Raw genomic sequence first — 14,727 nt, 5'->3', positions numbered from 1 at the left:
CGCGTGCTGCGGGCGGGAGAGACCTCCGGCAGTGTGTTCAGCGCGCGTGCCGGAGGTTTACGATCATGGATGTCCCGATGTGGGCTTGGGTTGCCGTCGTCGTCGGCCTGCTGGCCGTGGTCGCCGTCGACCTGTGGATCGTCGATCGTGGCGAGCCAAGAGAGTTCTCGGTACGGCAGGCCGGGATCTGGGTGGGGTTCTACATCTGCCTGGCCGTGCTGTTCGGCATCGGCTTAACCGTGGGGGCCGGGGGACGGGCCGGGGGAGAGTTCTTCGGCGGCTACGTCCTCGAATACAGCCTCAGCGTCGACAACCTGTTCGTCTTCTATCTGATCATGTCGCGGTTCGCGGTGCCACGGCCGTACCAGCACAAGGTCCTGCTGGTCGGCATCATGCTCGCACTCGTCATGCGCGGGATCTTCATCGCGGTCGGTGCGGTGGCGTTGAGCAGGTTCAGTTGGCTCTTCTACGTTTTCGGGATCTTCCTCGTATGGACGGCATACACCCTCGTCCGCGACCACAACAAGGACGACGAGGAGTTCAAGGAGAACCTCCTCCTGCGCTGGGCGCGCCGGGCCTTCCCGACCACGCCGGGCTTCGTCGGCGCCCGCGTCACCGTGCGGGTGGACGGCAGGCGGATGGTCACCCCGATGCTCATCGTCATGATCGCGATCGGCACCACCGACCTGCTGTTCGCGCTCGACTCGATTCCGGCGATCTTCGGGTTGACCAAGGACGCCTTCATCGTCTTCTCCGCCAACGCCTTCGCCCTGATGGGGCTGCGCCAGCTCTATTTCCTGCTGGGCGGGCTGCTGCAGCGGCTGGTCTACCTCAGCTACGGGCTCGCGGTCATCCTCGGTTTCATCGGAATCAAGCTGATCCTGGAGGCGTTGCACGAGAGCGGGGTCCGCTGGGCTCCGGAGGTCCCGATCTGGGTGTCGTTGGGGGTGATCGGGGTCGTGATGTCCGTGACGACGGTCGCCAGTCTGATCAAAGCGAGGAACGACAAGGCGGTCACCCCGGCGGAAGCGCCGCAGGGGTAGGAGTGAGTGTCTTGTGGACACCCCCTAGCGAAACGGGCAACGACGTTGTTTGCTTGTCTCGTTGTGCCATGCGATGACCGGTTGGATCGGTACTATCGCTCGTTAACCCGCAGACCGGTCCAATATCGTGAAAAGAGTTCAAAGGTTCCCTGTGTCCAACGAATCGTTGCCCGGCTCCCGGGGTCGAGTCCGGCTCGCGCGAGGGGTGTCCCCCTGGCTGGCGCCGACCGCCGCGGCTGCGGCCGTCACCACCCTGCTCACCCGCAGGTCCCCCAGATGGGCCCTGGCGGCCGTCCCGCTCGCCGCGCTCACCGGCGGGATGCTGTGGTTCTTCCGCGATCCTGAGCGCGTTCCGGGCGTGGGGCGGCTCATCTCGCCCGCCGACGGCATTGTGCAGAGCATCGATCCCTGGCCGGACGGCCGCACCAGGGTCGCGATCTTCATGAGCCCCCTGAACGTCCACGTCAACCGGGCTCCCGCCGCCGGCGCCGTCACCGCGGTCGAGCATGTCCACGGCGGGTTCGTGCCCGCCTTCGACAAGGACAGCGACAAGAACGAGCGGGTGGTCTGGCATTTCGACACCGCGCTCGGCGACCTCGAGGTCGTGCAGATCGCCGGTGCCGTCGCCCGCCGCATCGTGCCGTACCTCACCGCCGGTGCGAAGGTGGCTCAGGGTGAGCGCATCGGGCTGATCCGCTTCGGCTCGCGGGTGGACGTCTACCTCCCCGAGGGAGTGGCGCCCGCCGTCACGGTGGGGCAGAAGACGACGGCGGGGGTGACGCGCCTTGACCACACCTGATCTCGGCGCCGGCGCGAACTGGCCGGTGGAGGGGCTGGCCGACGAAGTTCCGGCCGATGGAGTTCCGGCCGACGAACCGCGAGGTCCCGTAGGCAAGGCGTTCCGCCTGTCGGCCGCCGACTCCCTCTCGCTCGGCAACGCGCTCAGCGGTTTCCTCGCCGTGTGCGTGCTCGCCTGGTCGGCGATCAGCGATCTGATGCAGTCCAGCGGCAAGTTCGAGCCCGACCCCCGGTTCTTCGGCACCGCCGTGGTCCTGCTGCTGATCGGGGCGACCTGCGACCTGTTCGACGGCCTCGTCGCCCGGAAGTTCCGCGCCTCCGCCATGGGCGCCGAGCTGGACAACCTCGCCGACGTGATCAGCTTCGGTTTCGCGCCCGCGTTCATGGTGGTGATCTGGGCGGGTTTCTCCGGCAGCCTCCCGCTGTGGCTCGTGCTGTCGGCGGCGGCCTCGGTCCTGCTCGCCGGGGTCGTACGGCTGGCCCGGTTCGCCTGCGTCAAGACGAAGAGCGGCGACTTCATGGGGTTGCCGATCCCGATGGGCGCGATGACCGTGGTCTCGATCGTGCTGCTGTTCCAGCCCAACTACTTCACGATCGCGGGCATCGTCGCGGTGGCCTGGCTGATGGTGAGCCGGATCGAGTATCCCAAGCCGAAGGGCAATCTCGCCGCGGTCGTCCTCGGCTGGATGTTGATCAACGTGGCGTGCCTGACGATCTGGGCTGCCGGGCTGGACGGCGGTGACCGGCTGATCACCGTGGGCGCGACCATGCAGATCGCCATCGTCTCGGCCATCCCGCTCCGAGTCCTGATGTTCAAACAGCAGCAGCGCAGGGAACGACGCTCGGAGAACGCGGGCTGACTGAAGCCGTCACACGGACAGGGGCCCCGGCCAATCAGCCATGAGGGCCCCTTTTCCATGGGCCCCGGCAACCACATCCAGATTGATCGTCTAGCCAATGGAGCCCTGGTCGCCATGCCTCGCGAGCACACCCTGACGTACTTCCTCGGCAAGCTGGCGCGTGAGCTGGAGCTGCGGGGGCTGGAGGCCTCCCTGCGGCCCGATCCGCCGTCGCTGAAGGTCCGCGACCCCGACGCGGCGATCTTCAGCGAGACGGTCGACTGCGTGGCGATGTCGGACGGCTGGTTCTACCGCTGGTCCTGGGGTGACGTGGTGGAGAGCGCGGATGAGCCGGCCGCCGCCGCGGACCGGATCGTCAGGGTCTTCACGACCGGCGATCCACGCCCCCATCCGGGCCTGGAGGGCGTCTGAGCGGCGGCTCGGCGACCGGTACGGCTCACGGATCGGTACGGCTCACGGATCGGTACGGCTCACGGATCGGTACGGCTCACCAGCCGCGTGCCTTCCACTCCGCCAGGTGCGGGCGCTCGGCCCCGAGTGTCGTGTCCTTGCCGTGGCCGGGGTAGACCCACGTCTCGTCCGGCAGCCGGTCGAACAGCCGCTCCACCACGTCGGTGTAGAGCCGCTCGAACCTCGCCGGGTCCTTCTCGGTGTTGCCGACCCCGCCGGGGAAGAGCGAGTCGCCGGTGAACAGGTGCCCCGGGTAGTGCAGCGCGATCGAGCCGGGCGTGTGGCCGCGCAGGTGGACGACCTCCAGGGTGATCACGCCGACGGTCACCCTGTCCCCGTGCTCGACCTCCTGCGTGACCCGTACCGGCAGTTCGGGCGCGTCGAGCGGGTGCGCGACGATCTGGGCGCCGGTCGCCCGGGCCACGTCCTCCAGCGCCAGCCAGTGGTCCATGTGCCGATGGGTGGTCACGATCGAGCTGATGGGGTGGTCTCCGATGAGACCGAGTAGCCGGTCGGGTTCGGCGGCGGCGTCGATGAGCAGTCCGTCGCCCGTCTCCACGCACCGCAGCAGGTAGGCGTTGTTGCCGAAGTCGCCCACCTCGATCTTCGAAATGGTCAGCGCGGGCAGTTCCCGCACGTCCGCCGGCCCGTTCTTGGTGACGTCGCCCGTGTAGCTCATCGGTCTCCCCTTCGTGCTTCCGTACGGCCACGCTAGCCACCCCATGGCGGAACGGGGGACGCGGGTTTGCCGGGATGCATACCCTGGATTGAGAGGTCGCCGGAAATTGTCGGTGGCTCCGGATAGCCTCCCCGGGCACCTCTGTTGACTTCTTCGACCTTTCGGGACCGCCGTGGCTGACCGCCTGATCGTGCGTGGCGCACGTGAGCACAACTTGAAGGACGTCTCGCTGGACCTGCCGCGGGACGCTCTGATCGTCTTCACCGGACTGTCCGGATCCGGAAAGTCCAGCCTGGCCTTCGACACGATCTTCGCCGAGGGCCAGCGCCGCTATGTCGAGTCGCTGTCCGCCTATGCCCGCCAGTTCCTGGGCCAGATGGACAAGCCCGACGTGGACTTCATCGAGGGACTGTCCCCGGCCGTCTCGATCGACCAGAAGTCGACCAGCCGCAACCCCCGTTCGACCGTCGGCACCATCACCGAGGTCTACGACTACCTCCGTCTGCTCTGGGCGCGGATCGGCAAGCCGCACTGTCCGCGGTGCGCCCGGCCGATCGCCAGGCAGACCCCGCAGCAGATCGTCGACCGGGTGCTGGAGCTGCCCGAGGGCACCCGCTTCCAGGTGCTCGCGCCGGTCGTGCGGGGTCGCAAGGGAGAGTACGGCGAGCTGTTCCGCGAGCTGCAGACCAAGGGCTACGCCCGGGCCCGGGTCGACGGCACGGTGATCAGGCTGGAGGAGCCGCCGACGCTCAAGAAGTACGAGAAGCACGACATCGAGGTGATCGTCGATCGGCTCGCGGTAAAGGACGGCGCGCGGCGGCGGCTGACCGACTCGGTGGAGACCGCGCTGCGCCTGTCCGGTGGCACGATCACCCTCGACTTCGTCGACCTGCCCGAGGACGACCCCAACCGGGAGCGGTTCTACTCCGAACACCTCTACTGCCCCTACGACGACCTGTCGTTCGAGGAGCTGGAGCCCCGGTCGTTCTCGTTCAACTCGCCGTTCGGCGCCTGTCCCGAGTGCACGGGTCTCGGCACCCGCATGGAGGTCGACCCCGAACTGGTGGTGCCCGACCCCGAGCGGACGCTCGGCGACGGCGCCGTCGGTCCCTGGTCGAACGGCCACACCAGCGACTACTTCGTCCGGCTGCTGGAGGGGCTCGGCAACATGCTGGGCTTCGACCTGGACACGCCGTGGGAGCGCCTGCCGAAGAAGGCGCAGAAGGCGATCCTGCAGGGGCACGACGAGCAGGTCCACATCCGCTACACCAACCGGTTCGGCCGGCAGCGGTCCTACTACACGACGTTCGAGGGCGTCATCCCCTGGGTGCAGCGCAGGCACGCCGAGTCGGAGAGCGACTCCGGCCGGGAGCGGTTCGAGGGCTTCATGCGCGAGGTCCCCTGCCCCGCCTGCCGGGGTCGCCGTCTCAAGCCGGTGTCGCTGGCGGTCACCGTCGGTGACGCCTCGATCGCCGATGTCGCCGGGATGTCGATCGGCGAGTGCGCCGCGTTCCTGTCGGGGCTGTCGCTGTCCGAGCGTGACCGGCACATCGCCGAGCGGGTGGTCAAGGAGATCAACGCCCGGCTCGGCTTCCTGCTGGACGTCGGCCTCGACTACCTCACGCTGGACCGCGCCGCCGGGACGCTGGCGGGCGGTGAGGCGCAGCGGATCCGGCTGGCCACCCAGATCGGCTCCGGTCTCGTCGGCGTGCTGTACGTCCTGGACGAGCCGTCGATCGGCCTGCACCAGCGGGACAACCACCGGCTGCTGGAGACGCTGGTCCGGCTGCGCGACATGGGCAACACGCTGATCGTGGTCGAGCACGACGAGGACACGATCGCCGCCGCCGACTGGGTGGTGGACATCGGCCCCGGCGCGGGCGAGCACGGCGGCCAGGTCGTCGTGTCCGGCACCGTGCAGGAGTTGCTGGCCTGCGAACAGTCGCTCACCGGGGCCTACCTTTCCGGACGCAAGGCGATCGCCGTACCGGTCGAAAGGCGCAAGCGAGACAGGAAGCGGCAGCTCGTCGTCAAGGGCGCCCGCGAGCACAACCTGACCGGCGTCGACGTGGAGTTCCCGCTGGGCGTCTTCACGGCCGTGACCGGGGTTTCGGGTTCGGGCAAGTCCACGCTGGTCAACGACATCCTCTACAGCGCGCTGGCGAAGGAGCTGAACGGCGCACGCACCGTGCCGGGGCGGCACTCGCGGGTGACCGGCACCGACCTGCTCGACAAGGTGGTGCACGTCGACCAGTCGCCGATCGGCCGTACGCCCAGGTCCAACCCGGCGACCTACACGGGCGTCTTCGACCACGTGCGCAAGCTGTTCGCCTCGACGACCGAGGCGAAGGTCCGCGGCTATCTGCCGGGCCGGTTCAGCTTCAACGTCAAGGGCGGCCGGTGCGAGGCCTGCTCCGGCGACGGCACCATCAAGATCGAGATGAACTTCCTGCCGGACGTCTACGTTCCCTGCGAGGTCTGCCACGGGGCGCGGTACAACCGCGAGACCCTGGAGGTCCACTACAAGGGCAAGACGATCGCCGAGGTGCTCGACATGCCGATCGAGGAGGCGCTGGAGTTCTTCGACGCGATCCCGGCGATCCGCCGCCACCTGCAGACGCTGAACGACGTCGGCCTCGGCTACGTACGGCTCGGCCAGCCCGCCACCACGCTGTCGGGCGGTGAGGCCCAGCGGGTCAAGCTCGCCTCCGAACTGCAGCGGCGATCCACCGGCCGCACGGTCTACGTGCTGGACGAGCCGACGACCGGCCTGCACTTCGAGGACATCCGCCGGCTGCTCGGCGTGCTCAACCGCCTCGTGGACAACGGCAACACGGTCATCGTCATCGAGCACAACCTCGACGTGATCAAGACGGCTGACTGGATCATCGACATGGGCCCGGAGGGCGGTTCCCGGGGCGGCCGGGTCGTCGCCACCGGGACCCCCGAAGAGGTGGCCCGGGTCGAGGAGAGCCACACCGGGATGTTCCTCCGCAAGATCCTTGAAGTTTGACGCGGATTCCCCCACCGCGGCACCGGCGGCATAGGGTGCAGCGGAGGGACGTGTCTCGTGGGTCCTCGCTCGGCAGAGATCCACGGGACACCCCCTGGGGGAGGGACGATGAACATGAAAGAGAACATGACGGATGCGACCGCGACGCGACGTGCAGTGATCTTCGGGGCCGGGGGAGCCGGACTCGCCGTGGCGCTCACCGCGTGCGGGGGCAACGGCGACACGGGCGGCTCCGTCGCGTCAGAGCCCACCGCCACCGGGCCGGTCGCCCAGGTCGCGGACATCCCCGAGGGCGGGGGGAAGATCTTCCGGGAGCAGAAGGTCGTCATCACCCAGCCCGTCCAGGGGGAGTTCAAGGCGTTCAGCGCGGTCTGCACCCACAAGCACTGCCTGGTCGGCACCGTCGCGAACGGTACGATCAACTGTCCCTGCCACGGCAGCAAGTTCGACATCAAGGACGGATCGGTCAAGGAGGGTCCCGCCGAGACGCCCCTGCCCGAGCAGAAGATCAACGTGACCGACGGCACCATCAGCCTCACCTGACATGAAGGCCGCCGGGCCGGTCGATCGCGGCCCGGCGGCGTTGTCGGTCGGGACAAGTAGGCTTTGCGGTGTGGCGGATCCGGCAACCTACCGACCGGCGCCCGGCTCGATCCCCGAATCGCCCGGCGTCTATCGTTTCCGCGACCCGGGCGGCCGGGTGATCTACGTCGGCAAGGCGAAGAGCCTGCGGCAGCGGCTGGGCTCCTACTTCGCCGACTTCGCCGGCCTGCACCCGCGCACCCAGACGATGCTGACGACCGCGGCCTCGGTGGACTGGACGGTGGTCGGCACCGAGGTCGAGGCGCTCCAACTGGAGTACTCCTGGATCAAGGAGTACGACCCCAGGTTCAACGTGAAGTACCGGGACGACAAGTCGTATCCGTACCTCGCGGTGACGATGGGGGAGGAGTTCCCGCGCGTGCAGGTGCTGCGGGGGGCCAAGCGCAAGGGCACGCGGTATTTCGGCCCCTACTCCCACGCCTGGGCGATCAGGGAGACCGTAGACCTGCTGCTGCGGGTGTTCCCGGTGCGCACCTGCTCGGCCGGGGTGTTCAAGCGGGCAGGTCAGATCGGACGGCCCTGCCTGCTGGGGTACATCGACAAGTGCTCGGCACCCTGCGTCGGCCGGGTCACGCCCGAGGAGCACCGGGCGATCGCCGAGGACTTCTGTGACTTCATGGCCGGCAACAGCGGCCGGTTCATCAAGCGGCTGGAGCGTGAGATGCGCGAGGCCGCCGCGGCCGAGGAGTTCGAGCGGGCCGCCCGGCTCCGCGACGACGTCCGGGCTCTCCAGCGGGCTCTGGAGAAGCAGGCGGTCGTCCTCGGCGAGAGCATCGACTGCGATGTGATCGCCCTGGCGGAGGACGCGCTGGAGGCCGCCGTCCAGGTCTTCTACGTGCGCGGCGGACGAATCCGCGGCCGGCGTGGCTGGGTCGTCGACAAGGTCGAGGATGCCACGACGGGTCAGCTCGTCGAGCAGTTCCTGCTGCAGATCTACGGCGAGGCCGCCATTCCCAAGGAGATCCTCGTCCCGGCGGCGCCGCCGGACGGTGAGGCGGTGGTCGAGCTGCTGAGCGAGCAGCGCGGCGCCCGCGTCGACCTGCGCGTCCCCCAGCGGGGCGACAAGAAGAGCCTGATGGAGACCGTCGAGCGCAACGCCAAGGAGGCGCTGGCCCAGCACAAGCTGCGGCGCGCGAGCGACCTCACCACGCGTAGCCTGGCCCTGCAGGAGATCGCCGACGCGCTCGGCCTCGACCAGGCCCCGCTGCGCGTCGAGTGCTACGACGTGTCGCACATGCAGGGCTCCGACGTGGTGGCCTCCATGGTGGTCTTCGAGGACGGCCTGGCGCGCAAGAGCGAATATCGGCGGTTCTCGATCAGGAGCGCCGACGGCGACGTCGCCTCGATCCACGAGGTCATCCGCCGCCGGTTCAAGCGGTACCTGGAGGAGCGGGCGGCCACCGGCGAGCTGGACGCGGCGGGGGGCGAGGGCGATGTCGACCAGGACGGCCGCGAGCCGGGTGCGGGGATGCCGATCGACCCGGAGACCGGCCGCCCGCGCAAGTTCGCCTATCCGCCGAACCTGGTCGTGGTGGACGGCGGCCCGGCGCAGGCGGCGGCCGCGCAGCGCGCGCTCGACGAGCTCGGCGTCGACGACGTGGCCGTCTGCGGCCTGGCCAAGCGGCTGGAGGAGGTGTGGCTCCCGGGCGACGACCAGCCGGTGATCCTGCCCCGGACCAGTGAGGGCCTCTACCTGCTGCAGCGGGTCCGCGACGAGGCGCACCGGTTCGCCATCGCCTACCACCGGTCCAAACGGTCCAAGGGTCTGAAGGAGAGCGCGCTGGACGGCGTCCCCGGCCTGGGCCCGGCGCGCCGGCAGGCGCTGCTGCGCCACTTCGGGTCGGTGAAGCGGTTACGGGACGCGGGGCCGCAGGAGATCTGCCAGGTGCCGGGCATCGGTCCGGCCACCGCCGAGGCGATCGTCGCGGCGCTGCGCGGCGACCGGCCGACTGGCGATGACGGGCCGGCCGGCGATGACGGGGCGTGACAGGGTCGCGGCGTGCCGACGACGGCGCCGCCAGGTATGGTGGCAAGCTCCGGTAGAGGCGCTGTTTTCTCCTGGTGGGAGGGTGGTGAGGGAGCATGGGCACGACTGATTCGGCGGTCGTGGTGGTGACCGGCATGTCCGGTGCCGGGCGGAGCACCGCCGCGAAGGCACTGGAGGATCTCGGCTGGTTCGTCATCGACAACCTGCCGCCGGGCCTGCTGTTCTCCGTGGCGGAGGAGGCCGGCAAGGCCAACATGGCCACCGATCGGGTGGCGGCGGTCGTCGATGTGCGCAGCCTCGCCTTCACCACCGACCTCAACACCGCGATCAAGGAGCTGGACGCCCGGGGCGTCGCCGTACGCACGGTGTTCCTGGAGGCCAGCGACGAGGAACTGGTCCGCAGGTTCGAGAACGTGCGGCGCCCGCATCCCCTCCAGGGCGACGGGCGGCTCGTCGACGGGATCGACCGCGAGCGCGGCATCCTGCGCGAGGTGCGGGCCAACGCCGACCTGGTGATCGACACCTCCCTGCTCAACGTCCACGAGCTGCGCAAGAAGATCGTTTCGTTCTTCGGCGGAGAGGACCGGCCGGGTCTGAAGGTCAACGTCGTCTCGTTCGGCTACAAGTACGGCCTGCCGGTGGACGCCGACCTCGTCGTCGACTGCCGGTTCCTGCCCAATCCCCATTGGGTGCCGGAGCTGCGGCCGATGAACGGGCTCGACACCCCGGTCCGGGACTACGTGCTCGGCCAGCCGGGAGCCAAGGAGTTCCTCGACGGCTACGAGGAGGTCTTCGGGATCGTGGCCGCCGGCTATACCCGCGAGGGCAAGGGCTACGCCACGCTGGCCGTCGGATGCACCGGCGGCAAGCACCGCAGCGTCGCCATGACCGAGCAGCTCGCCGCCCGGCTGCGCGATCGCGGCATGGACGTGCAGGTCAGTCATCGGGACGTGGGCCGCGAGTGATGCCCGGCCCGGCCGCAGCGATTCGGAACGATTCGGTTAAGTGATCCCCCTGCACCCCAAGGTCGTCGCCCTCGGCGGCGGCCACGGCCTCTACGCCTCCCTGTCCGCGCTCAGGACCGTGACCGACGATCTCACCGCCGTCGTGACCGTCGCCGACGACGGGGGCTCCAGCGGCCGTCTCAGGCGTGAACTGGGCGTGTTGCCGCCCGGCGACCTGCGGATGGCTCTCGCCGCGCTGTGCGGTGACGACGAGTGGGGGAAGACCTGGAGCGAGGTCGTCCAGCACCGGTTCCGCAGTGAGGGGGAACTGCACGGCCACGCCGTGGGCAACCTCCTCATCGTCGCCCTCTGGGAGTTGCTCGGCGACCCGGTGAAGGGCCTGGAGTGGGTGGGCCGACTGCTGGGCGCGCACGGCAGGGTGCTGCCGATGGCCTCGGTGCCGCTCGACATCCAGGCCGAGGTCGAGCTGGACGGGCGGATCACGACCATCCGGGGGCAGGTGGCGTGCGCGCTCACCCCGGGCCGGGTCCGGTCGATCTCGCTGCTGCCTTCCGACCCGCCCGCCTGCCCGCAGGCCGTAACGGCGATCGAGGAGGCCGACTGGGTGGTCTTCGGGCCGGGTTCGTGGTTCACCAGCGTGCTGCCGCACCTCAAGGTGCCGGCGCTGGCCCGCGCGCTGCACACGACGCGGGCGAAACGGCTGGTGATTCTGAATCTGGCCCCGCAGCCGGGAGAGACCGACGGTTTCTCCCCCGAGAAGCACCTGGAGGTGCTCCGGGAGCACGCCCCCGATCTGTCCGTCGACGCGGTCATCGCCGACTGCGGCGTGGTGGGTGATCGGCTGGCGCTCGAGAAGGCGGCGGCGTCGATGGGAGGCCGTTTGGTTTTGGCCGATGTAGGGGCTTCTGACGGATCTGCGCGGCACGATGGACCACGTCTTGCCGCGGTCCTGGACGAGATTTTCCATGGAAAGCGGTGATTGCCTCCGCCGAACCTGCGAGAGACTGACGGCAGAGTCTGTTTTGGGGGAGGCACGCGCAGATGGCCATGACGGGTGTGGTGAAGGATGAGCTGAGCCGTCTTTCGGTGCTCAAGCCCTGTTGCCGCAAGGCCGAGGTCTCGACGCTGCTGCGGTTCGCGAGCGGCCTGCACCTCGTCGGCGGGCGGATCGTGATCGAGGCGGAGCTCGACACCAACGTCACCGCACGACGGCTGATCAAGGACGTCGGCGAGGTGTTCGGCCACAAGGCCGAGGTGCTCGTGCTGGCCCCGGCCGGGCTGCGCAAGGGTTCGCGCTACCTGGTGCGCGTCTACAGGGACGGCGACGCGCTGGCCCGGCAGACCGGCCTCATCGACAACCATGGCAGACCCGTACGGGGCCTGCCCCGGCAGGTGGTCTCCGGGGCCACCTGCGACGCCGAGGCGGCCTGGCGTGGGGCCTTCCTCGCGCACGGCTCGCTCACCGAGCCCGGCCGCTCGATGTCCCTGGAGGTGACCTGCCCCGGTCCCGAGGCGGCGCTTGCGCTGGTCGGCTCGGCCCGGCGGCTGAAAATCCACGCCAAGGCCCGGGAGGTGCGGGGCGTCGACCGGGTCGTGGTCCGCGACGGCGACGCGATCAGCGCGCTGCTCACCCGCATGGGCGCCCATGACAGCGTGCTGGCCTGGGAAGAGCGGCGGATGCGCCGCGAGGTGCGGGCCACCGCCAACCGCCTGGCCAACTTCGACGACGCCAACCTGCGCAGGTCGGCCCGGGCCGCGGTCGCCGCGGGGGCGCGTGTGCAGCGGGCGCTGGAGATCCTCGGCGATGACGCTCCCGAGCATCTGGTGATCGCCGGGCGGCTACGGGTGGAGCACAAGCAGGCGTCCCTGGAGGAACTGGGCCAGATCGCCGATCCGCCGCTGACCAAGGACGCGATCGCCGGCCGGATCCGCCGCCTGCTCGCCATGGCGGACAAGAGAGCGCAGGATCTGGGCATCGCCAACACCGAGGCGAACCTCACCGTCGACATGCTGACCCAGTGATGGAGGCCCCGTGGTCTACACCAATTTGGGGCGCGATAGGGTCTGTGATTGAGGTTCAAGAGTTCGTCGCCGGACACGCCGGCGCAAGACGTACGAGGAGATCTGTTCCGTGAGCATCCGCGTAGGCGTCAACGGCTTCGGCCGTATCGGCCGCAATTTCTGGCGCGCTGTGGCGGCCAGCGGCAAGGACATCGAGATCGTCGCGGTCAATGACCTTACCGACAACGCCACGCTCGCCCACCTGCTGAAGTACGACAGCATCCTGGGCCGCCTGCCGTACGAGGTGAAGGCGTCCGCCGACGAGATCACCGTCGACGGCAAGGCGATCAAGGCCTTCGCCGAGCGGGACCCGGCGAAGCTGCCCTGGGGCGACCTGGGCGTCGACGTCGTCGTGGAGTCGACCGGCCTGTTCACCGACGCGACCAAGGCGAAGGTGCACGCCGACAACGGGGCGAAGAAGGTCATCATCTCCGCGCCCGCGAAGAACGAAGACGTGACCGTCGTCATGGGCGTCAACCACGACAAGTACGACCCCGCCGCGCACACGATCATCTCCAACGCGTCCTGCACGACGAACTGCCTGGCCCCGATGGCCAAGGTCATCAACGACACCTTCGGCATCGAGAAGGGTCTGATGACCACCATCCACGCCTACACCCAGGACCAGAACCTGCAGGACGGCCCGCACAAGGACCTGCGTCGCGCCCGGGCCGCCGCGCTGAACATCGTCCCCACCTCGACCGGCGCCGCCAAGGCCATCGGCCTGGTCCTGCCGGAGCTGAAGGGCAGGCTGGACGGCTTCGCGCTGCGCGTGCCGATCCCCACCGGCTCGGCCACCGACCTGACGGTCGAGGTCAAGCGCGAGACCAACGTCGAGGAGGTCAACGCCGCGCTGAAGGCCGCCGCCGAGGGCGCGCTGAAGGGTGTCCTCACCTACACCGAGGACCCGATCGTCTCCTCCGACATCGTGACCGACCCGGCGTCGTGCATCTTCGACGCGGGCCTGACCAAGGTGATCGGCAACCAGATCAAGACCGTCGGCTGGTACGACAACGAGTGGGGCTACTCCAACCGCCTCGTCGACCTGATCGAGTACGTGGGCGCCACCCTGCGATGATCGGAATCGACGAGCTCGACGTGAAGGGCCGGCGCGTCTTCGTGCGCGCCGACCTCAACGTCCCCCTGGACGGGGAGACGATCACCGACGACGGCCGGATCCGCGCGTCGGTGCCCACGATCAGGAAGCTGCTGGAGCGCGGCGCCCGCGTGATCGTGGGCGCCCACCTCGGCCGCCCGAAGGGCACGCCCACCCCGAAGTACTCACTGGCGCCGGTCTCCCGGCGCCTGGCCGAGCTGCTCGGCGAGGACGTCGCGTTCGCCGCCGACGTGGTCGGCGAGTCGGCCAGGAGCACGGTGGAGGCCCTGCAGGACGGTCAGGTCGCCCTGCTGGAGAACCTGCGCTTCGAGCCGGGTGAGGAGTCCAAGGACGACGCGGCCAGGGGCGAGTTCGCCGATCGCCTCGCCGCGCTGGCCGAGCTGTACGTCGGCGACGGCTTCGGCGCGGTCCACCGCAGGCACGCCAGTGTCTACGACGTGCCCAAGCGGCTGCCGCACGCCGCCGGTGACCTGATTCTCGCCGAGGTCGAGGTGCTCAGGCGGCTGACCGAGGACCCGGCCAGGCCGTACGTCGTGGTCCTGGGCGGTGCGAAGGTCTCCGACAAGCTCGGCGTGATCGCCAACCTGCTGACCAAGGTCGACCGGCTGCTGGTGGGCGGCGGCATGGCCTACACCTTCCTCAAGGCGCAGGGCCACGAGGTCGGCGGCTCGCTGCTGCAGGAGGACCAGCTCGACACGGTGCGCGGCTTCCTGGACGAGGCCGCGACCCGCGGAGTGGAGCTGCTGCTCCCGGTGGACGTGCTGGCCGCCACCCACTTCGCCGCCGACGCACCGCATGACGTCGTCGACGCGACCGAGATCCCGGCCGACCGGCAGGGCCTGGACATCGGTCCGCGCACACGTGAGCTGTTCGCCGCCAAGCTGGCCGACGCCCGCACGGTGTTCTGGAACGGCCCGATGGGCGTGTTCGAGTTCGACGTGTTCTCGGGTGGCACCCGGGCCGTGGCGGAGGCGCTGGTCGGCTCGGAGGCGTTCACCGTGGTCGGCGGCGGCGACTCGGCCGCGGCCGTGCGCCGTCTCGGCCTGCCGGAGGACGGTTTCTCGCACATCTCTACTGGTGGCGGCGCCAGCCTCGAATACCTCGAGGGCAAGACGCTGCCCGGACTCGCGGCGCTGGAGGAGTAAGACAAG

The 14,727-nt window shown here is 69.3% G+C and carries 13 protein-coding genes; 12 read left to right on the top strand and 1 reads right to left on the bottom strand.

What is annotated here, in order from left to right:
- Positions 1-65 precede the first annotated feature (65 nt).
- From ACFHYQ_RS12585 to ACFHYQ_RS12570, 4 genes are all read left to right on the top strand, one after another.
- Positions 66-1,043: a TerC family protein gene (locus tag ACFHYQ_RS12585; RefSeq protein ID WP_394301295.1), complete on the top strand. Its 978-nt coding sequence runs from the start codon at positions 66-68 to the stop codon at positions 1,041-1,043.
- Between the two features lie 151 nt (positions 1,044-1,194).
- A complete protein-coding gene (locus tag ACFHYQ_RS12580; RefSeq protein ID WP_394301294.1) occupies positions 1,195-1,842 on the top strand; it encodes a phosphatidylserine decarboxylase in 648 nt (215 codons plus the stop codon).
- Positions 1,829-2,701 carry a CDP-diacylglycerol--serine O-phosphatidyltransferase gene (gene pssA / locus ACFHYQ_RS12575; RefSeq protein ID WP_394301293.1) on the top strand — a complete coding sequence of 291 codons (873 nt, stop codon included), beginning with the start codon at positions 1,829-1,831 and terminating at the stop codon, positions 2,699-2,701. Before ACFHYQ_RS12580 ends, pssA begins: the two co-directional genes overlap by 14 nt.
- Before the next feature lie 114 nt (positions 2,702-2,815).
- Entirely contained in the window at positions 2,816-3,112 is a 297-nt protein-coding gene (locus ACFHYQ_RS12570) for a hypothetical protein (protein WP_204015603.1), read from the top strand.
- A 76-nt stretch (positions 3,113-3,188) separates the two neighbouring features.
- Here ACFHYQ_RS12570 and ACFHYQ_RS12565 read toward each other — a convergent pair whose 3' ends face one another.
- Positions 3,189-3,830, bottom strand: a complete 642-nt coding sequence (locus tag ACFHYQ_RS12565; RefSeq protein WP_394301292.1) for an MBL fold metallo-hydrolase — start codon at positions 3,828-3,830, stop codon at positions 3,189-3,191.
- Between the two features lie 172 nt (positions 3,831-4,002).
- On the opposite strand from ACFHYQ_RS12565, the gene uvrA reads away from it, so the two are divergent.
- The 8 genes from uvrA (at position 4,003) to ACFHYQ_RS12525 (ending at position 14,721) form a co-directional block, all read left to right on the top strand.
- Positions 4,003-6,843, top strand: coding sequence for an excinuclease ABC subunit UvrA (uvrA, locus tag ACFHYQ_RS12560; RefSeq protein ID WP_394301291.1), 2,841 nt, complete (start codon positions 4,003-4,005; stop codon positions 6,841-6,843).
- 108 nt (positions 6,844-6,951) lie between these two features.
- Positions 6,952-7,386, top strand: a complete 435-nt coding sequence (locus ACFHYQ_RS12555; protein ID WP_394301290.1) for a Rieske (2Fe-2S) protein — start codon at positions 6,952-6,954, stop codon at positions 7,384-7,386.
- A gap of 70 nt (positions 7,387-7,456) precedes the next feature.
- Positions 7,457-9,433, top strand: coding sequence for an excinuclease ABC subunit UvrC (gene uvrC / locus ACFHYQ_RS12550; protein ID WP_394301289.1), 1,977 nt, complete (start codon positions 7,457-7,459; stop codon positions 9,431-9,433).
- A 95-nt stretch (positions 9,434-9,528) separates the two neighbouring features.
- Entirely contained in the window at positions 9,529-10,398 is an 870-nt protein-coding gene (gene rapZ, locus ACFHYQ_RS12545; RefSeq protein WP_394301288.1) for an RNase adapter RapZ, read from the top strand.
- A 40-nt stretch (positions 10,399-10,438) separates the two neighbouring features.
- A complete protein-coding gene (locus ACFHYQ_RS12540; RefSeq protein ID WP_394301287.1) occupies positions 10,439-11,377 on the top strand; it encodes a gluconeogenesis factor YvcK family protein in 939 nt (312 codons plus the stop codon).
- Between the two features lie 62 nt (positions 11,378-11,439).
- Entirely contained in the window at positions 11,440-12,420 is a 981-nt protein-coding gene (gene whiA / locus ACFHYQ_RS12535; RefSeq protein ID WP_394301286.1) for a DNA-binding protein WhiA, read from the top strand.
- Positions 12,421-12,529: 109 nt separating this feature from the next.
- Positions 12,530-13,537 (top strand): type I glyceraldehyde-3-phosphate dehydrogenase, encoded by a 1,008-nt coding sequence (gene gap / locus ACFHYQ_RS12530; RefSeq protein ID WP_394301285.1) that lies wholly within the window; start codon positions 12,530-12,532, stop codon positions 13,535-13,537.
- Entirely contained in the window at positions 13,534-14,721 is a 1,188-nt protein-coding gene (locus tag ACFHYQ_RS12525; RefSeq protein WP_394301284.1) for a phosphoglycerate kinase, read from the top strand. The genes gap and ACFHYQ_RS12525 overlap by 4 nt, the downstream gene beginning before the upstream one ends.
- The last annotated feature ends 6 nt before the right edge of the window (positions 14,722-14,727 follow it).

This window comes from Sphaerimonospora cavernae (assembly GCF_042435035.1).
Lineage (GTDB): Bacteria > Actinomycetota > Actinomycetes > Streptosporangiales > Streptosporangiaceae > Sphaerimonospora > Sphaerimonospora cavernae.
Note: the sequence above shows the minus strand (reverse complement) of the source record. Positions and strands in the feature narration are given on the sequence as shown.

What these genes read in the sequence shown, in the direction of transcription:
- rapZ (WP_394301288.1), top strand. Translation starts at nt 9,529, where the DNA reads ATGGGCACGACTGATTCGGCGGTCGTGGTGGTGACCGGCATGTCCGGT.
- ACFHYQ_RS12570 (WP_204015603.1), top strand. Translation starts at nt 2,816, where the DNA reads ATGCCTCGCGAGCACACCCTGACGTACTTCCTCGGCAAGCTGGCGCGT.
- whiA (WP_394301286.1), top strand. Translation starts at nt 11,440, where the DNA reads ATGGCCATGACGGGTGTGGTGAAGGATGAGCTGAGCCGTCTTTCGGTG.
- ACFHYQ_RS12585 (WP_394301295.1), top strand. Translation starts at nt 66, where the DNA reads ATGGATGTCCCGATGTGGGCTTGGGTTGCCGTCGTCGTCGGCCTGCTG.
- ACFHYQ_RS12565 (WP_394301292.1), bottom strand. Translation starts at nt 3,830, where the DNA reads ATGAGCTACACGGGCGACGTCACCAAGAACGGGCCGGCGGACGTGCGG.
- ACFHYQ_RS12525 (WP_394301284.1), top strand. Translation starts at nt 13,534, where the DNA reads ATGATCGGAATCGACGAGCTCGACGTGAAGGGCCGGCGCGTCTTCGTG.
- ACFHYQ_RS12555 (WP_394301290.1), top strand. Translation starts at nt 6,952, where the DNA reads ATGAACATGAAAGAGAACATGACGGATGCGACCGCGACGCGACGTGCA.